General features: G+C 67.6%; 11 protein-coding genes, 1 tRNA gene and 1 pseudogene. 5 read left to right on the top strand and 8 right to left on the bottom strand.

The window, feature by feature from the left end:
* The first annotated feature begins 46 nt into the window (after positions 1-46).
* Positions 47-3,433 carry an ATP-binding protein gene (locus C8271_RS12680; protein ID WP_106507594.1) on the top strand — a complete coding sequence of 1,129 codons (3,387 nt, stop codon included), beginning with the start codon at positions 47-49 and terminating at the stop codon, positions 3,431-3,433.
* Between the two features lie 191 nt (positions 3,434-3,624).
* Entirely contained in the window at positions 3,625-4,143 is a 519-nt protein-coding gene (locus C8271_RS12675) for a hypothetical protein (RefSeq protein ID WP_106507593.1), read from the top strand.
* On the opposite strand, the gene C8271_RS12670 is transcribed toward C8271_RS12675, so the two are convergent.
* Complete coding sequence (locus C8271_RS12670; protein ID WP_245921138.1) at positions 4,106-5,674, bottom strand: maltokinase N-terminal cap-like domain-containing protein; 1,569 nt, start codon at positions 5,672-5,674, stop codon at positions 4,106-4,108. The genes C8271_RS12675 and C8271_RS12670 overlap by 38 nt on opposite strands.
* Positions 5,675-5,778: 104 nt before the next feature.
* On the opposite strand from C8271_RS12670, the gene C8271_RS12665 reads away from it, so the two are divergent.
* A complete protein-coding gene (locus tag C8271_RS12665) occupies positions 5,779-7,722 on the top strand; it encodes an Ig-like domain-containing protein (protein ID WP_106507592.1) in 1,944 nt (647 codons plus the stop codon).
* Positions 7,723-7,850: 128 nt separating this feature from the next.
* On the opposite strand, the gene C8271_RS12660 is transcribed toward C8271_RS12665, so the two are convergent.
* The 3 genes from C8271_RS12660 to C8271_RS12650 all read right to left on the bottom strand — a co-directional run bounded on the left by C8271_RS12660 (position 7,851) and on the right by C8271_RS12650 (position 11,407).
* Positions 7,851-8,471 (bottom strand): LytR C-terminal domain-containing protein, encoded by a 621-nt coding sequence (locus C8271_RS12660; protein ID WP_106507591.1) that lies wholly within the window; start codon positions 8,469-8,471, stop codon positions 7,851-7,853.
* Between the two features lie 7 nt (positions 8,472-8,478).
* Positions 8,479-9,888 (bottom strand): beta-N-acetylhexosaminidase, encoded by a 1,410-nt coding sequence (locus tag C8271_RS12655; protein WP_106507590.1) that lies wholly within the window; start codon positions 9,886-9,888, stop codon positions 8,479-8,481.
* Positions 9,889-10,177: 289 nt separating this feature from the next.
* Positions 10,178-11,407: a C40 family peptidase gene (locus C8271_RS12650; RefSeq protein WP_106507589.1), complete on the bottom strand. Its 1,230-nt coding sequence runs from the start codon at positions 11,405-11,407 to the stop codon at positions 10,178-10,180.
* A 606-nt stretch (positions 11,408-12,013) separates the two neighbouring features.
* Between C8271_RS12650 and C8271_RS12645 the strand changes: the two genes are divergently transcribed.
* Positions 12,014-13,302 (top strand): IS3 family transposase gene (locus tag C8271_RS12645; RefSeq protein WP_106507588.1). Its coding sequence is split into 2 segments (ribosomal slippage): positions 12,014-12,287 and positions 12,287-13,302, totalling 1,290 coding nucleotides; the frame shifts between segments, so codons are not numbered across the junction.
* Positions 13,303-13,361: 59 nt separating this feature from the next.
* Here C8271_RS12645 and C8271_RS12640 read toward each other — a convergent pair.
* Positions 13,362-14,650 (bottom strand): IS3 family transposase gene (locus C8271_RS12640; RefSeq protein WP_106508074.1). Its coding sequence is split into 2 segments (ribosomal slippage): positions 13,362-14,377 and positions 14,377-14,650, totalling 1,290 coding nucleotides; the frame shifts between segments, so codons are not numbered across the junction.
* Between the two features lie 50 nt (positions 14,651-14,700).
* Between C8271_RS12640 and C8271_RS12635 the strand changes: the two are divergent.
* Positions 14,701-15,261: pseudogene (locus C8271_RS12635) on the top strand (integrase core domain-containing protein); the annotation flags it as partial.
* A gap of 14 nt (positions 15,262-15,275) precedes the next feature.
* Here the strand turns inward: C8271_RS12635 and C8271_RS12630 are convergent.
* The 3 genes from C8271_RS12630 to C8271_RS12620 form a co-directional block, all read right to left on the bottom strand.
* A tRNA-Pro gene (locus tag C8271_RS12630) sits at positions 15,276-15,349 on the bottom strand.
* A gap of 508 nt (positions 15,350-15,857) precedes the next feature.
* A complete protein-coding gene (locus C8271_RS12625; protein WP_106508072.1) occupies positions 15,858-16,781 on the bottom strand; it encodes a metallophosphoesterase in 924 nt (307 codons plus the stop codon).
* A complete protein-coding gene (locus tag C8271_RS12620) occupies positions 16,781-19,186 on the bottom strand; it encodes a penicillin-binding protein (RefSeq protein ID WP_106508071.1) in 2,406 nt (801 codons plus the stop codon). Before C8271_RS12620 ends, C8271_RS12625 begins: the two co-directional genes overlap by 1 nt.
* Positions 19,187-19,329: the final 143 nt, after the last annotated feature.

The raw sequence follows: 19,329 nt of genomic DNA, 5'->3' as shown, positions 1-19,329 counted from the left end.
GTGCTCGGCGGACCCCACCCCCGCCCCACCCCGGTACCCTGTCCAGGTGGCATCCGCACCCGACACCCTCGACCTGCCCGGCGTGACCCCCGCCGATGGCTCCGACGACGCCGTCGCACCGGACCCCGAGCATCCACACCCCGGGCAGTGGCGGCTCACCCACCTTCAGGTCTCCAACTGGGGCACCTTCCATGGCACGCATGACCTGGAGATCTCCCCGAAGGGCTACTTCCTCACCGGCGGCCCCGGCACCGGCAAGTCCACGCTGCTGGACGCCATCAGCGCGCTGCTCACCCCGCCGCGATCGCTGCACTTCAACGCCGCGGCCTCCGACGCCGGGCCGGCCCGCTCGAAGTACCGCCGCACCGTCGCCTCCTATGTGCGCGGTGCTTGGGCGATGCACTACGACGCCGCCACCGGCGAGTTCAGCCAGGAGGTGCTGCGCGAGAAGACCACTCTGTCCGTGCTCACCCTGCGCTACAGCGATGGGCGCGGCGGGGTGGTGCAGCTGTCCCGCCTGTTGCTGCTGCACGCCGGCCACACGTCCGATTCGGACGTGAAGAGCCTGTACCTGATCGCCCGCACCCCGCTGGACGTCACCGATCTGCGGCCCTTCGTCACCACGCAGATCGCCGGCAAGGAACTGGAAGCCGCCCACCCCGGCACCCAGACCTTCCGCCAGTTCCGCGAATACCGTGCCGCGTTCTGCCAGGTTCTCGGCATCCCTGACGAGAAAGCCCTCGGGCTGCTGCACAAGATCCAGTCCGCGAAGGAACTGGGTGACGTCAACGCTCTGCTGCGCGACTACATGCTCGACGAGCCGCGCACCTACGATCTCGCGGATCAAGCCCTCGCGAACTTCACCAACCTCTCCGAAGTCCATGAGGCCCTCGTGACCGCCCGCGAGCAACGGGACCTGCTGCGCACCCTGCGCGATGCCCACACGTCGTGGACGCAGATGCGCACCCGCGGCGGTCAGCTGGTTGACCGCCGCGCCGACATCGACCTGTTCGCCGCCCAGCATCTGGTGCGGCTGCTCGAGCAGGAACAAGAGCGCCTGCAGCTGGAGAAGGACCGCACCGACGCCCAGCAGCGCCGCCTCACCCAGGATGTTGCCGAAGCCCGCGCAGACCTCGCCCAGCTGAAGGAGCAGCGGCGCCGCGCCGGCGGCGGCGAGATCGACGACTGGAAACAGCAGATCGCGGGCCTGGAGGTCGAACGCGACCGACGCAAGGAGCGCGCCACCGAGTTCGCCGCCCAGCTCGCCACCGTCGACCTGCGCACCCCCATCAGCGAGGACCTCTTCCTCGCCACCCAGCGGGACGTTGCCGCCCTGCGCCGCGACCTGGAGGAGCAAGAGAAACAGACGGAGACCGAACGCTGGGACGCCGAAGCCCAAGTGCGCGAGCTCGCCGGCCGCCTGCAAGCCACCCGCGCCGAACTCGACTCCCTCACCCACCGCGCCTCCAACCTGCACAGCGAAGACGTGGCCCTACGCGACCACGTGGCCCAGGAGGTGGGGCTCGCCCCCACCGAGCTGCCGTTTGCCGCGGAACTGCTGCAGGTGCGCGAGGGCCAAGAGGAATGGACCGCCGCCGCTGAGCAGGCGCTGCGTGGGCTTGCCCGCTCCATCCTTGTTCCCGAGCGCGCCTACCGGGACGTTGCCGCCGTGATCGACCGCACCAAGCTGCGTCGGCGCATCTCCTATAACCGCGTGAACACTGACCTCAAACGCCCCGCCCGCGCGATCGACGAACGCACCCTCGCCGCGAAGCTCGACGTCAAGGACGGCGAATTCCACGCCTGGCTCACCGGCGAGATCGCCAGCCGCATGGACTACGTGTGCGCAGAGAGCCTCGAGGAGTTCACCCGTCTGCCACGCGCCGTGCTGCGCTCCGGCCAGATCAAACACTCCGCCTCCCGCCACGAGAAGAACGCGGACCGCTTCATCAACGACCGCTCCCAGTGGGTGCTCGGCTTCGACAACCGTGCCAAGCGCGCCGTGTTCGAAGCAGAACGCACCCGCGCCGAGCAGGCACTGTTCGAAGCGCAGGCCAAACGTCGTGACGTGGAGACCGCCCAAGAACGCCGACGGGAACGCCTCTTCGCCCTCCAGGCGATCGCGGCCGTGACCTGGGATGACGTGGACGCCGCCTCGGTGGCGCGCCGTATCGCGAACCTGCGGGACATGGTGCGGGCCGCCGAATCCGGATCCGAGGCCCTCGCTGACCTCGCCCGTCAGATCGAGGACGTGGAACGCTCCATCGCCGACGCCGACGAGGAACTGCTGGACGTGGTGCGCACCGCCGGCAAGCTCGGCGAGCAGACCGAACGCGCCGACGAACGCCTGGCCGCTGCCCGCGAACGCACCGCAGAGCGCACCCTCCCCGACGACGTCCAGGCCGAGCTCGCGGAACGCTTCAACGCGATCAGCCCCACCCTGGTGCTGTCCACCATCGACCAGGTCACCAAGGACGCCTCCGCCACGCTGGATGCGGAGCTGATGGATCTCCCCCGTCGCCCCTCCCGCGCCGAGGAAGACATCCGCACCGCCATGCGCGAGTTCTCCCGCCGCTGGCCGGCGCAAGCCGGAGACACCGACACCACCCTCGATGCTGCCGGCGATTACCTGCAGATCCTCGAGAACATTGAGCAGGAGAAACTGCCGGAGGTGGAGGACCGCTTCTTCGAGTTCTTCACCGGCAACACCCTCGGGGACGTGCAGGCGCTCGCCACTGCGATCGCCCGCGAGCCCGCGGAAATCCGCAAACGCCTGCAGCGCATCAACGCGCTGCTGGCACAGGTGGAGTTCCATGCCGGGCGCTACCTGCAGCTGTCCATGCGTCCCGTGCACCTCGCAGCGCTCGACGAGTTCAAGCAGACCCTCGAGGATGCCGTAGCGGACTCCGCCGTCCACGACATCAGCCAGGACCGTGAACTGGCTGAGCAGCGGTTCGTGTCCCTGCGCCACCTCATGGACATGATCGCTGCCGCCCGCACCCGCGATGACCAGGTCTCCCGTGCCCTCCTCGACGTGCGCCGCCACGTGCACTTCCATGCCGAAGAGGTCGACGCGAACGGCACCGTGGTCCACGCCCACGAGTCCGGTGGCCCTCTCTCCGGTGGCCAGAACGAGCGACTGACCACCTTCTGCCTGGCCGCCGCGCTGCGCTACCAGCTGGCCGGGACCGGCCACGAGGTTCCGCGCTACGCGCCGATCATCATCGATGAGGCGTTCTCCAAGGGCGCCGGGAAGTTCATCACCGCCGCCATGGAGTCCTTCCGCCACTTCGGCTTCCAGGTGATGCTCGCGAACCCTGGCAAGAACCCGCAGGCCCTCGCCCCGTTCATCGGTGGTGTGGGCGTGGTGTCGATCCGCGAAGACCGGTACAGCCAGGTCGCCCCGATCGAGTTCGTCCCCGTCGAGGGGTGACCGCGGGTCCCGGCTGCGTCGGCCGCCGCCCGGAGAATCCGGCGAGACAGATACCGCTGTCCCTTCCCAGACGCGCGGCGCCATGGGGACTTCTCCCCATGACGCGCGCCCCACGGGCAGGTCTACCCTGGATGGACGGTGACGGTGGACCGGAGTGACCGGGCAAGACAGCACGAGGGAGGTGCGCAGTGATGTCGGCACTGCCCTTCCGTGAGCATCGCGCCTCCGCCGCAGCCGCTGAACCCCTCAACCAGGACGACGCCCACCAGCAGGTGCGCGATGTGCTGGCCGCCGCCGTCGATGCCGTTCTCGATGCCGATTCCTCCCTGTACACCTGGGAGGAGGCGCGCCCGCAACGCGACCGCAACTCCGGCAGCACCTGGTGCGGCGTCGAGACCATGTGCCACGTCAGCGCTTTGCTCGTCGGCATCGACACCGGTCAGTCCAGTGATCTCGCTCGCGCGCGAGCCGTCGACGCCGTGGGCCGGGCTGTCGCCGATCTTGGTTTCGAGCCCGCGCCGCAAGCTCCCGATGGCACCTATGTGTGGACCGATGCGAAAGGCGCACGGCTGGACCTCGTGGCTGGTGAACGCCTGGCCCTGCGCGCCTACAGCGCCCCGTTCCTGCCCGGCTCCCTGCAGGAACTGCGCACCACCAGCCCGATCACACCGATCAGCCCGCTGACCCCGCCACCTCGGCAGCCTCACTGATCCGCTGCAGCGCCCCCAGCGGGATCGGCAGCCAGTCAGGTCGATTGCTCGCCTCATACAGCGCCTCATACACGGCCTTGTCCGCCTCGAACGCCGCCAGCAGCGTCGCCACGCCAGGCTCATCGAGCCCGTCGACCGTGCCGTAGCCCTCCACGAACGCAGCCCTCGCCGCCAGCGACCACGCCGACACATCCCGGCCCTGCTCCAGTGCGACCGCGCCCGCCACGTAATCCAGGCTCCGCAACATCCCCGCCACATCCCGCAGCGGAGAATCAGGCTGCGAACGCTGCTCAAGCGGCCGCAGCGGCTCACCCTCGAAATCCAGCAGCACCCAGCCCCGATCCGGCGTGGCCAGCACCTGCCCCAGATGCAGGTCACCGTGGATCCGCTGCATCGGCGGCCACGGCACACGCGCCGCATCATGTAGCAGACGGTGCAGCGCCGCGCGATGAGCCGCCACCTGCGGCACTTGTGCGCACACCCCGTCCAGACGCTGCTCCATCTGCTCCACCATGCCCTGACGCACAGCATCGTCGGCGGGCACCGTTCCCAGCGCGGCCGCCAGATCACGATGCACCGCCGCCAGCGCCGCGCCCAGCTCACGCGCCCCCTCGGTGAAGTCCGCGCCGTCGGCCGCTTCTCGCAGAGCAGTGCGCCACGCATCCTCCACGCCCGGCAAGAACTCCTGGGCGAACAGGGCATGCGAGCGGATCCCACCCACCTCGATATGCGCCGACCCCAGGACCGGCGGAACACGCCTGCTGCCGCGCTCGGTCAGCGCGCTCTGCAGCACCACATCGGGATTCTCCCCGTCGGCCAGCACCCGGAACATCTTCAGGATCAGCGGGACTGCCGGTGGCGCCTCCGCGATGATCGACGAGTTCGACTGTTCGCCGCCCAGCAGGCGCGTGCTGAACGCCACCGGGAAACGGGCGGCCGTCTGGGAGCGTTGCACGCTGATGCGTGCGCTCGACCCCACAGCTGGTGCGCCAGCAAGCAGGAGCTGCACGATCGAGGCCCGGCCCATGGCATCGCGTGCCGCATCCTCGACGCGCACCGGACCACCTGGCACGTCCAGCGTGCACACTTCGGAACCGTCGTCCACCTGCGCCGGATCCAGCGCAGCGGGATGACGCAGCACGAGCGGCACCTGGTACAGCGCCGCCTCGGCCGACGAGAACGAGGCGCGTAGCACCACGTCGAGCACGAGCGCGTCGGGGGCCGACGGCAGCTGCACCCAGCCGGCCACCTCCAGCTCCGGTGCGCCCGCGGTCTTGTGGGCGAACCACCGCTGATGCGGCATCCATGCCGCCAGCGGCTCCAGCGCGAGCTCCAGCAGCTCCTGCACCGTGGGCAGCACGGTGACATCCAGAGCGGCCACCTCCCGAGGCGGCGCTTGGTCGGGCTTCACAGCGCCCTCGTCAGACCCGGCCCATCCGGGCTCCGTGGAGTCCCCGTGCGGCTCGGCCCATCCGGACTCTGCAGCGTCATCGCGCATGCGACCGGCGTTCCCCACCATCTCCTCAGCCATGACCTCAGCTTAGGCGCCGCACTCGGCCACGAGGAGGCGTGAGAACGACCGATTCTCGCCACGTGACGTCGGGCCGCTTCAGACCAGGTTGCTACTCTGACCGGGTGCTCCACCCTCTGCGCCGGACCGCCGCCCTTCGCGGCCTCATCGTGGGCACAGTGTTCCTGGTGCTCGGCTCGCTCGTGACCGTTCCCGCCCAGGCGCTGGGGGAGACCGGCCCGTTCGCACTGCCGTTAGAGACCACGTCCGTCGCCGTCGGCCCCAGCATGGTCACCCGCATCCCGCTCACCGCACTCACAGACGACGACGCCGACCCCGAGCTGGTGCTCGACCAGGCACGACTCGTCGTTCCCGACGGGATCGACGCCGCGCAGAAGAAACGAATCACCCCCGCAGAGGACGCCCGCAGCCTCGCGATCGCAAGCGAGGGCACCTGGTCGCTGATCGGCACAGACCTGATCTTCACGCCCGACATCGGTGCCAGCGAAGCGACCACCCCGATCGCGCTGCAGATCCCCGGCAACGGCGGCAGCCTGTCCGAACCGGCCCAGATCACCGTGAGCACACTCAAGGCAGCAGACGCACAGGTCCGCGCAACAGCGGGGGAGAAGGCACTCGTGCCGCTGCCAGGGAAGCCGCCCAGCGGCGGTTCAGTACAGCTCCAACTCGATAGCCAGACGCCCGGTACCACCCTCTCCGAAACCGGCGACCGCATGGCAGTTCCCGAGCAGGGCATGTGGCAGGTCTCCGCCGACGGCTCCGGCATCGGATTCATCCCCGTCAGCGCCCGTCTGGGTCAGCAGCCTGACATCGTCAGCTACCTCGTGCGTGACGCACGCGGTCTGCCGGTCGCAGCCGGCCGCGCCCAGGTCACCCTGCCGATCATCTCCGACGTCTACCGTTCAGCACCGTACGGGCAGCCGATCGTGTTGTCCGTCGGGGAAGCACAGCAGTACGTCGACCCGGCCACGTTGCGGCTCGAACCGCCCGAAGGCGAGGACGGCATGACCGTGGCCGACGGCGGCACGACCGTGACCGTCCCCGGGCAGGGCGTGTGGACGCTGGATCGCTCCACTGCCACCGTCACCTTCCAGCCGGACAGCGCCGACGTGCGCTTCGCCTCCCCGATGATGATCACCGGCACCGACACTGACGGGAACGAGGCCGCTCCAGGGCTGCTCTCGACCGCCTACCCACTGCTGGTCGACCGTATCGAGGCTGGTACCCCCGGCACCGACGTCGTCTTCGACCTGTCCGACGGCTCCCTGGAGGTCAGCCCGGAAACGGTGCGCTTCGACCCCGAGCGCCTGCCCGAGGGGGCACAGCTCTCCGAGGATGGGCTGCGCGTGGACGTGCCTGACCAAGGCGTCTGGACGATCAACGCCGAGGCCCGCACCGTCACCATGGCGCCGACCGGCTCCCTCATGGGCGCGGCAAGCCCTGTGGGCATAACGGCCCAAGGTGTCTACGCCGACAGCACGGCCCGTTCCGAGCTGACCGCCGTCATCACCAGCGCAGTGCCCACCATGCGCGACGACGAGGTACGCACCGCCCCGGATACCTCCGTCGTGGTCGAACCGCTTGCCAACGACACCGCGGCCAGTGCCGATAAGCCACTGCGCCCCGAGACGCTCGAACTGCAGAGCCTGCAAGCCACCAACCTCGCCGAGCTGGATGGCGGCGCCGGCCAGCGCATCGTCATCGCTGGCGAGGGCGTGTACACCATTGGCTCGAGCGGCGCGGTCACCTTCACTCCGGCCGACGGATTCGTGGGCACCACCACGTCGATCGACTACGTGGTGCGCGATACCGAGGGCGTGCCCTCGCGGGCGCGCCTGCAGGTGACAGTGGATCCCACAGTCAGCCCGACGACGACGCAGCGGACCGACTCACGGATCGGAATCAATACGCTGCTGGCCGGCATCCTGCCGGGTGCGCCCACCGCACTGACGTACGGCACCATCGTGATGCTCCTGATCAGTGCCGGGGTGGCGTCGCTGTGGATCGGCCACCGCATGGGCGCCGACCGCAGCGACCTCTCTGACTGACCTGGAGAAGCGGGGCGGCGCACGGGCGTGTGCACGGTGACGCAGGCGCGACGAGGTGGTGACACGGGCGCCGTGAACACGGCATGGAGGCGGCGCCGATCGCCAGGGACGCGGCGGATGCCCCGACGTCAGGGTGAGACGCAGCCCTTCGGCGCCGTCACCGGCTGACCGAGCAGTGCCGTTGCCGCGGTGGCTTCTGCGAGTTCGTGGAAGCCGTCACCGAGCAACACGTCCACCCCGGTTCCTTCGCGATCATCCACCTGGAGCGAGACCGATTCGGGCCCGCCGAACTGCGCCGCCACGGACATCGCTGCCAGGTAGCCCGTCGGCCCATACACCAGGGTGATAGGCGCCCCCGCCTTTGCTGTGTTTCCGGCTTCCGCCATCGTGTAACCACGCTCAGCCAGCTGCGATGTGACCTCACCAGCCAGGCCGTCACGACCCGTCCCGTTGAACACCCGCACCTCGACATCCTTCGGTGACGCAGGTTTCGCGCCGTCCGGCGGGCACTGCACCTCGCCAGGTTTCGGCTTGAACGTCTTCTCAGCAATCACACCTGGTTCAGCCGACGGCTCACGGAACACCGTCAATGCATACGCCCCGATCACCACGATGGCAATCACTAACGCGGAGAACACCACCAGCTGCGTGATGCGCAGCCGCCGCGTGCGCTGCACACGAGCGGTGCGCCGACGGACATCATCGGCGGAGCGCCCGTACGGGTGCGCATCCCGATGTGAGGAAGCCACGTCCGTGTCAGTCCAGCGGGCGGTAGCGCACGCCGAAGGCGTCCAGGCGCGGCAGGTGCTCCCGCAGGCGCTCCTCGAACTCCTCGAAGCTCTGCTCCGGCGAGCCCCAGGCGCGCTCAGCCAGCGCGCACATACGGGGGAACGCCATGTACTGCATGTGCTCCGCGGTGGGCATGTACTCCGACCACAGCTGACCCTGCAGGCCGACGATCAGTGACTCCTCCTGCTCGGTCAGCTTCTTGGGGGAGAACTCGGCGGTGTAGACGTCCTTCAGGGTGGTGTGCCCACCGATCGCCAGCGGCTCCTGCTTCGGGTCAGCCTGGTAGTGGTCGAAATAGGTGTGCTCGTTATTGGCGATGATGGTCTGGAAGCCCCGCGAGGTAGCTTCCTTGATGCCATTGCCGTGGCGCCAGTTCATGATCACCGTGTCATCCGGCAACGGGGAATCCAGCACCTCGTCCCACGCCACCACACGCTTGCCCTTCTCCTTGAGCACCTCGGTGGCGAACGACGTGAAACGGCCCTGGATCTCGGAGACCCGGGTCATACCCCACTCGTTCATGCGGGTGCGGGCCTCGGTGGACTGCTCCCACTCCACACGCGGGCACTCGTCGCCACCGATGTGCAGGAACGGTGCGGGGAAGATGTCCGCCACCTGCGTGAGGACATCACGCAGGAAGGCGAACACCTCGTCCGAGACGCCCAGCACGTGATCGGAAATGCCCCAGACCTCGCGCACGCCCAGCTGCCGACCCGGCACATTGCCGAACTCCGGGTAGGCGGCGACCACGGCCTGCATGTGCCCGGGCAGATCGATCTCCGGCACGATCATGATGCCGCGATTGTGGGCGTACTCGACCAGGCTGCGCAGCTGCTCCTGGGTGTAGAAGCCGCCGTGGCGCACACCGTCGAACGTCCAGTCCTGCTCATCGCCGCGCATATGACCCACGAGGGTCTGGTCGCGCCAGGCGGCCACCTCCGTCAGACGCGGATACCCCTTGATCTCCACACGCCAGCCCTGATCATCGGTCAGGTGCAGGTGCAGCACGTTCAGGCGATGCAGCGCCATCACGTCAATCAGCTTCTCGAGCTCGGCGACCTCGAGGAAATGACGGGCCACGTCGACATGCATTCCGCGCCAGGCGTACTTGGGGTGGTCATGGATCGTGACGGCCGGGATCGCGCCCTGTGACCCCGCGAGGATCTGCGCGAACGTGTTGCGGCCGTCGGCCAGAGCGGCCTCACTGCCTGCTGTCAGCGCCGCACCGGAGGGCGAGATCGACAGGGTGTACTCGGTTCGCGGCAGGTCCTCGGATACGCCGACGGACAGCTCCCCCCACGGGTCGGCGGACTCCCACACCCCGTCGGACCAGACAACGGACTGCGGAAGGGGGATGAGTGCGATCGGGTCGGACATGCCGAAGCTCTCCTTCGAGGGGTGCGGAGCAGACAATGCGACCAGTCTGCCACGTCACACCGACACTCTTCATCCGCACGTCCTGTCGGCCTTCCGAATCCGCGCACCCAGTCGACCTCTCGAATCCGCGCACCCAGTCGACCTCCTTAATACGTACGCCCCGTCGGCCTCCCGCATACGACAAAGGCCCGGCCAGGGACGAATCCCTGACCGGGCCCATTCACGGGCGCCCTGCCCCTTCCCAGTGACGCATCAGCGTCGAGCAGGCCATCCGTGGCTCATGGAGTCATCACCGATAGGTGACGAACACGTGCGGTGAATTCCAGATGCTGCGCTCCACCACACGGCCGCGGGATCCCGACGCATCGACGATGCGACCGTCGCCCAAGTAAATCCCGATGTGACCGTAATTGTTCTTGGTGAACGAGACCAGGTCGCCGGGCTGCGCCTCGGACTTCGAGATGATGCGGCCACCGAAGGTGTAGCCCTTTGCGGTGCGGCGTGGGACGTCGACGCCAGCGGCGTTGTACGCGTAGTGCACCAGGCCGGAGCAGTCGAAACCGATGCTCGGGCTGGAAGCGCCCCACACGTAGGGGGAGCCGACCTGGTTGCGCGCGGCGCTGGCGATGGCGCTGCCATCGATGGAGGAGGACGAAGCGGGAGGTGCGGAGCGGTCCGTGCCGCGCGAGGCGCCGCCGGTGCTGATACGCACGGAGCCACTGTCGAGCTTCTTCCAGGTGCGCGGGCCCACGACGCCGTCAACGCCGATGCCGGCGGCTGACTGGAAGCTGCGCACAGCGCGGTTGGTGGAGGGGCCGAACTTGCCGTCGACATTCAGGCTGGCGCCGNCGGAGCCACTGTCGAGCTTCTTCCAGGTGCGCGGGCCCACGACGCCGTCAACGCCGATGCCGGCGGCTGACTGGAAGCTGCGCACAGCGCGGTTGGTGGAGGGGCCGAACTTGCCGTCGACATTCAGGCTGGCGCCGGCGGCGTTCAGCTTCTCCTGCAGGGTGCGCACGGCGTCGTTGCGGTCACCACGGCGCAGCTTCGGACGATCCGAGCTGCTGGCACTGGCAGCAGTGCCGTTCAGCGCGGTCCGGGTGCGGATGCCCACCACCCCGTCGACCTGCAGGCCCTTCTTCGACTGGAAGGAGCGCACGCCGCGGTTCGTGGCCGGGCCGAACTTGCCATCAACGCGCAGCGACTGGCCGTGATCGTTCAGACGCCCCTGCAGGCTGCGCACCGCTTCCCCACGGGCGCCCTGACGGAGCTTGACGTTCGGCAGAGTCTTCGCACCAGCTGCTGACGCGGGCTGTCCACCAATGGCTTGATGGGCGCCGGTGGTGGTCGGAGTCAGGGCGCGGGCGGAGTCGGCTCCGTCGAAGGCGGTGCCGGCGGCGACGGCGCCGAGCACGGCCACCCCGCCTACTGTGCGGCCGACGGGTTTCGCCAGCCCTCGGTAGTCGATCACGGCAGGACCGTCTGCACGGTGCGTGCCTCGTGGCGCTGTACGGATCATCGGGCGTATCGCTTTCTCCGTCGCCGTCACCACGCCGAGCGGCGGTCGCGGTCATTCAAGGCAGATCCGCGGTCGACCTCGTCGAAGTGCCCGTCACCCAGGGAAGTGGAGGAAGCGCCGAGCGCGTGACGGGAGGCGGCGCCCGGCTGGTGCCCCAGATACAGGCGGCACCGCCAGCCACTGTAGGGCTAGTACCCAGGGAGATATCAGGGTTGTTTGCGACGCCGAGCCCACGACTTTGCCAAGAATTTGCCAACAAGCGTGAACTACCGCCGTGTCATTCTCGCCAATGTGAGGCACGTGTGCTAGTTACAGCGGTGTTATTCGCGTGAATGGTGGCGGCGTGGGACGCTCCGCGGCGGTCGCGCGTCGGCGGTGGGTCTCGGGGGTGAGGAAGCGGAGGCGGTGCGTGCGGCTAGAGGGGCGCTGTGGTGGCGGCGCGTGCAGGGAGCGGGGTGGCGATTACCCGCTGTCGATGTGGGTGCGTACGGAGCAGCGGCGGCTGCAGGGAGCGGGGTGGTGGTGGCGCGTGGGGGCGCCTGTGGTCACCTGTGAATCGGCCCAGGTTTGATGCCGCTGCTGTTTGAGTCCGAAAGGATGGACAGCATGCCGAAGAAGATCGATCCCCAGCTGCGCGCGAGGTGCGTGCGGCTCGTGCGCGAGCACCAGCAGGAGTACCCCACCTTGACCGCCGCAGTCACCGCGGTCGCCCGGCAGGAAGGCGTCTCTCGCGAGTCCGTGCGGCGCTGGCTCGCGCAGGCCGAGGTCGATGACGGAATCCGCCCAGGCATCATGAGCGAAGAGTCTGCCGAGGTCAAGCGACTGAAGGCCGAGAACAAGCGGCTGCGGGAGGACAACGAGATCCTCCGCCGGGCGTCGATTTTCTTCGCGGGGGAGCTCGACCCCCGAAACCGCTGATCTGCGCGTTCATCGACGAGATGAGAGCCGAAGGGTATGCAGTCGAGTCGATCCTCCGCGTCCTGCGCCAGCAGGGCCTTGCGATCGCTGCACGCACCTACCGGGCCTGGAAGAATCCGGCGCGGATCGCGGCCCGCACCGTCACAGACGCTCTGGTCGAGGATAAGATCCGCGACCTCGCCTGGAGGACCAACCCCGTCACCGGGCTCATCCAGATGACGCCGGAGGGCCTCTCCGGGCGGCGGAGGTGGGTCGCGCTGTTCGGCCGTCAGGAAGGCCGGGCCGGCACCTCCCGTGGGGCGGTGGACCGGGCGATGCGCACCCTCGGCCTCGAAGGTATTCGGCGGGCGAAGAAGCTGCGCACCACCAGCCCGAACCCTAACGGGAAACGGGCGGGTGACCTGCTCAGTCGCGACTTCACGGCCCCGGCTCCGAACCTGGTCTGGGTCACCGATTTCACGTACGTTCGCACCTGGGCCGGGTTCGTGTACGTCGCGTTCGTCGTCGACGTGTTCGCTCAGCGGATCGTGGGCTGGCACGCGTCCTCGAGCATGCGCACCGATCTCGTCATGACGCCACTGCGGATCGCGCTGTGGCAGCGAGAGCGCGAAGGAAACCAGGTCTCACCAGGCTCTTTGGTGGCGCACAGCGATGCCGGATCGCAGTACACGTCGATCCGGTACACCGAGCACCTCGACCTCGAGGGTATCGCTCCCTCGATCGGGACCGTCGGCGATGCGTTCGATAACGCGCTCATGGAGACGGTCAATGGGCTGTTCAAGACCGAGTGCATCCGCACCACCGTCTTCCACCACGGCCCGTTCCGGACGCTCTCGGACGTCGAGTTCGCGACTGCCGGCTGGGTCGACTGGTACAACAACCGCCGCCTCCACGGCTCCCTGGGGATGCTGACCCCGGTAGAGTCCGAGACGCTCCACTACGAGGCCCTCGCCCGAGAGCCCGAACCCGCAAAGTAGCGGCAGAGAACCTGGGCCGGTTCACTCCTGGGNAATGAACCGGCCCAGGTTCTCTGCCGCTACTTTGCGGGTTCGGGCTCTCGGGCGAGGGCCTCGTAGTGGAGCGTCTCGGACTCTACCGGGGTCAGCATCCCCAGGGAGCCGTGGAGGCGGCGGTTGTTGTACCAGTCGACCCAGCCGGCAGTCGCGAACTCGACGTCCGAGAGCGTCCGGAACGGGCCGTGGTGGAAGACGGTGGTGCGGATGCACTCGGTCTTGAACAGCCCATTGACCGTCTCCATAAGCGCGTTATCGAACGCATCGCCGACGGTCCCGATCGAGGGAGCGATACCCTCGAGGTCGAGGTGCTCGGTGTACCGGATCGACGTGTACTGCGATCCGGCATCGCTGTGCGCCACCAAAGAGCCTGGTGAGACCTGGTTTCCTTCGCGCTCTCGCTGCCACAGCGCGATCCGCAGTGGCGTCATGACGAGATCGGTGCGCATGCTCGAGGACGCGTGCCAGCCCACGATCCGCTGAGCGAACACGTCGACGACGAACGCGACGTACACGAACCCGGCCCAGGTGCGAACGTACGTGAAATCGGTGACCCAGACCAGGTTCGGAGCCGGGGCCGTGAAGTCGCGACTGAGCAGGTCACCCGCCCGTTTCCCGTTAGGGTTCGGGATGGTGGTGCGCAGCTTCTTCGCCCGCCGAATACCTTCGAGGCCGAGGGTGCGCATCGCCCGGTCCACCGCCCCACGGGAGGTGCCGGCCAGGCCTTCCTGACGGCGGAGCAGCGCGACCCACTTCCGCCGCCCGTAGAGGCCCTCCGGCGTCATCTGGATGAGCCCGGTGACGGGGTTGGTCCTCCAGGCGAGGTCGCGGATCTTATCCTCGACCAGAGCGTCTGTGACGGTGCGGGCCGCGATCCGCGCCGGATTCTTCCAGGCCCGGTAGGTGCGTGCAGCGATCGCAAGGCCCTGCTGGCGCAGGACGCGGAGGATCGACTCGACTGCATACCCTTCGGCTCTCATCTCGTCGATGAACGCGCAGATCAGCGGTTTCGGGGGTCGAGCTCCCCCGCGAAGAAAATCGACGCCCGGCGGAGGATCTCGTTGTCCTCCCGCAGCCGCTTGTTCTCGGCCTTCAGTCGCTTGACCTCGGCAGACTCTTCGCTCATGATGCCTGGGCGGATTCCGTCATCGACCTCGGCCTGCGCGAGCCAGCGCCGCACGGACTCGCGAGAGACGCCTTCCTGCCGGGCGACTGCGGTGACTGCGGCGGTCAGGGTGGGGTACTCCTGCTGGTGCTCGCGCACGAGCCGCACGCACCTCGCGCGCAGCTGGGGATCGATCTTCTTCGGCATGCTGTCCATCCTTTCGGACTCAAACAGCAGCGGCATCAAACCTGGGCCGATTCAAAACACTCCTGGCGCAATGGCAGATCCGGCAGATCAACGGACGCGGCGCTCACCCCCAGACTCAAGGCAAAGTCGAACGCTTCCAACAGACCCTGAAGAACTGGCTACGCGCTCAACCGACCCAACCGGCCAGCATCACCGAGCTCCAGACCCTCCTGGATGCGTTCCGCCACCGTTACAACCACGAACGCCCCCACCGCTCCCTGCCCCACCAGGCCGTTCCCGCCACGATCTACACCAGCCGACCCAAAGCCACCCCGGCCAGCGAAAACACCGCGAATCCTCACGACAGGGTACGTGCCGACATCATCGACACCAGCGGGAAAGTCACCCTCCGCGTCAACGGCTGCCTGCACCACATCGGCATCGGCCGAACCCATGCCCGAACCCGCGTCCTGATCCTGGTCCACGACCTCGACATCAAGATCATCAACGCCGCAACCGGCGAGATCCTGCGAGAACTCACCATCGACCCCACCCGCGACTACCAACCCCAGACACAAAAGAAGAAAGCCCGAACCCACGAAACGCGGGTTCGGGCTATTCCGATGTCCTGAGACACCACACAGGGTCGGGGTGGCGGGATTTGAACCCACGGCCTCTTCGTCCCGAACGAAGCGCGCTACCAAGCTGCGCCACACCCCGAGGGACGCAACCGCTCAATCATGCGATCGTGGCATGGTCGAACGGGTTGCCGAGGGACGATGCTACCAGCGTTGGCCGTCATGCGGCCACGATGTTGCCGCACTGCGGTATGTAACGTGAGCAACGTCGCCTCACGAGCGGCCGGGTGCCCCGGTCAACCGTGCGATCAGCGCCGCCCCATGGACAGCCGAGTGCCCCGGTCGACCTTGTGATCAACGCCGCCGCAAGGGGTGCCGGCCCGGGGCGGACCCGGTGAGCAGTGTCGCCTCGAGGAGGTTTCTCGTCGCGGCCACACGTCGCGAGCGCTACCGCCCCCGCAGTCACCTCGCGCGAGCGCGCAACGTCAGGCCGGCCCACGTTAGCCGGAATCGCGTCTGAAACGTCACCTCTCGCGACCACGCTGCGTCCGAAGCGTCACCTCGCGCGAGCGCGCAACGTCAGGCCGGCCCACGTTAGCCGGAATCGCGTCTGAAACGTCACCTCTCGCGACCACGCTGCGTCCGAAGCGTCACCTCGCGCGAGCGCGCAGTGTCAGCAGCGTCGCCTCCGGCGGGGTTGCGAAGCGGACGTTCGAATAGGGGCTTGCTCCCAGGCCCGCGCTCACATGGAGCGGAACGCCGCGCCAGTCGGACAGTCCCTTGGCCTGCTGGCGTGGCAGATCGCAGTTCGTGACGATCGCGCCCACGCCCGGGATGCCCAGCTGGCCGCCATGGGTGTGACCCGCGAGGATCAGGTCGCTGCCATCGGCCACGAAGGCGTTGAGGACGCGCTGGTATGGCGCATGAGCGACGCCTAACCGCAGCACTGCGGGGCCGCCGACCGCGCTCGAAGCACCGTCGGGGGGCGGCATGGTGTCGCGATCCAGATGCGGATCATCCACGCCCACGAGCTGTACCTCGAGCCCATCCAGGTGAATCCGGGCACGCGTGTTCGTGAGGTTCTTCCAGCCGTGAGCGGACAAGCCCTCAGCCAGACGCTCCACAGGTAGCGAGAAGTCCGTGCGCTCGGAGAGCCCCTTTGGACGTGCATCCGGCAGGAGGTAGCGCAACGGGTTCTTCGGGACCGGCTCGAACATGTCGTTCGAGCCCATCACGAAAGCGCCTGGACGGTGCAGCAGCGGGTCCAGGGCATCCAGCAGCGGTGGGATCGACGCAGCGGAGGCGATGTTGTCGCCGGTGTCGATCACCAGATGCGGCTTGAGTGAACTCAGGTGGCGCAGGAACGCGAGCTTGCGCTCCTGATCCGGCATCAGGTGGATGTCGCTGATGTGCAGAACCCGTATCGTGCGCGTGCCCGGCGGCAGGATCGGCAGTGCCACCTCGCGCAGCGTGAACCGGTTGATCTCTACATGCCACGCCCATATGTGGGCTCCGGCCGCGAGAGCCAGGGCGCCGCCACCCGTCCCGAGGGCGAGAGCTGTTCGTGCACGCATCACGGCCCCGTCGACTGTCGGATCACCACAGACTGGCCCTCCGGCAGTTTCGTGCCGGGTGCCGGCTCGGTGCCGATCACGCGGTGCTTCTCCACCGTGTCGCTGGGAACCTTCTCGACCTTGTGGCTGTATCCGGCGGCCGTCAGGGCGCCCTGCGCCTCCGACAGCACCATTCCGGCGACGTCGGGCACGACACCCTTCTGCACCGAGTCGCCAGGGGGCGTCCTATCCGTCGAGGGTGCGGCGGGGAACGGTTCCGACGGCAACCCTTCGCTGGCTGCGGTCATGTACTCCTGCCACGTGGGGAGGGACACCGTGTTCCCCCAGACGTGGCCTGACCGCAGGTACTCGCCGTCGACCGACCAGCCACCTGGCCGGATGTTCGCCTGCGGGTGGCCGAACCACACAGCGGTGGACATCTGACGAGTGAAGCCGACGTACCAGGTGTGGAACTGGTGGCCGGACGTCCCGGTCTTACCGCCTGCCGGATGGCCAGGGATGGTGCGACCGCGGCCGGTTGCGCGAGGATCCTCAAGATCCTGTTGCAGGACCCACGCCATCTGGTCGGCGTCCTCTTTGCTCATGGCCTGCTCGCAGTTCTCACTCTTGACCGGTAGCGGCTTTCCGTCGCGATCGATCACCTCAGTGATCGGGGTGGGCTTGCAGTACTTGCCCTCCGCGGCGTAGGTCGCGTAAGCGCTGGCCATGTCCAGTGCAGAGATACGCAGCTCGCCCAGCACCACCACTGACGGGGCCAGCTCCGTTTTGTACATCTCCTCGATCGGCATCTTCCACGTGTTCTCCGAGTACGGGTTGAACGATGCGGGCACGGCGCCGATCTTCCGCGCGCCTTCGGCGATGTCGCACAGGTCGAGCTGCCGCGCCATGTTGGCATACGACGTGTTGACGGAGAACTTGGTGGAGTTCAGCACCGTCTCCATCGGTGCGAGGGATACGGACACCGCGTTGTCCGGGTTATATCCGGGGCGTTCACGCCAGGCTCCGCGGGGCAGGCACTTCGCGGGGAACGACGGCATTGCCTCACGCTTTGTGCCGACTCTGTCGTAGATGGACTTCCCGGACTCGAGCCAGTTCTGCAACACGAACGGCTTGAACGTCGAGCCGACGGGGAAACCATTGCCGCCGCCGAGCGCCTTCGGCACGTTGTAGTTGACGGCCGTATCGCCTGGCTTCGTCTCCTGATGCGGGTTGAAGGTGCGGTTCTGCGCCATCACCAGCACCTTGCCGGTCCCCGGTTCGACCGTGACGATCGAGTGGCCGAAGCCGCTCTCCGAATCGGCGGGAACCTTCCGGTTGAGAATGTCGACCGCCTTCTTCTGCTTGCCGCGGTCCAGCGTGGTTTTGATCGTCAGACCGCCGCCGTACAGCAGCTTGCGGCGCTCGTCGTACGTCGGTGCGAACGACGGGTCATTCAGCAGAGTTCGGGTGACGTAGTCACAGAAGAACCCGTCGGCGCCTGCATCGCTGCAGCCGGCGCGCACATTCTGGATCTTCAGCATCTCCTCGACGGGTTGCTGGGAGTACTTCGTGTACTCCTCCTCCGTGATGTATTTATCGCGCTTCATATCGGCCAGCACTTCATTGCGGCGCCTCTGCCCCGCCTCAGGGTGTTTGACCGGGTCGTACTGGTTGGGGCCGTTGGTGATGCCTGCCAGCAGGGCCGCCTCACCCGGATTGAGGTCCTTCGCGCTCTTGGAGAAATAGTGGAGTGAACCGGTCTCGACGCCGTACTGCGACGGGCCGAACTGAGCCACGTTCAGATAAGAGTTGAGAATCCTCTCCTTGGACCATTCAGGGTCCGACTCCAGCGCGATCGCCAGCTTTGCCTCACGCAGCTTGCGGCCATAGGTCTGCTCGGTGGCGCGTTTGATGTCTTCCTGATCGCCGCGCTGCACCGCGTCCATCAACAGCGCGTTCTTCACGTACTGCTGGGTGAGGGTTGAACCGCCCTGGGTGCCACCGCTGCCCGCCGCGTTGTTCGCCAGAGCGCGGAGCATGCCGCGTGGGTCGATACCGCCGTGCTCGTAGAAACGTCGGTCCTCGACCGCGATCACCGCATGCTGCATGTGCGGGGAGATCTCCTCCAGCGGCACCATGATCCGGTTCTCGGAGTAGAACGTGGCCAGGAGTGAACCGTCGGCCGCTTCAATGCGGCTGGCCTCGTTCAGGGGAGCGACGTCCAGTTCGGCCGGATACGACTCGAACAGGGCGACTCCATCTTCCGCAGCCGCAGAGGTGACCGACACTGCAGGCAGGAAGAACGCGGCCATAAGCACGCCGCCGAGTCCGGCGACGGCCAAGAGACCGAGCAGCAGGTACACGGTCTGCGCGAGGGCGGCAGGCAGCGAGCGGTGGGCGGGGCTGCCGGAAGCGGTCTGGGACATGCCGACAGCGTACGAGGTCGAGGCCATGTCCTCCATGAAACGCGCCACGGCCGCGAATATCTTCACCGAATCCGCGCGGCGAGACCGCCTGGCAGTTGTCCCCAAGCGCGTCATCGCGTTGCAGGTCGCGGTCGCCTTTCCTA

Origin of the sequence: Brachybacterium timonense, from assembly GCF_900258505.1 — a bacterium.
Classification (GTDB): Bacteria; Actinomycetota; Actinomycetes; order Actinomycetales; family Dermabacteraceae; genus Brachybacterium; species Brachybacterium timonense.
Note: the sequence above shows the minus strand (reverse complement) of the source record. Positions and strands in the feature narration are given on the sequence as shown.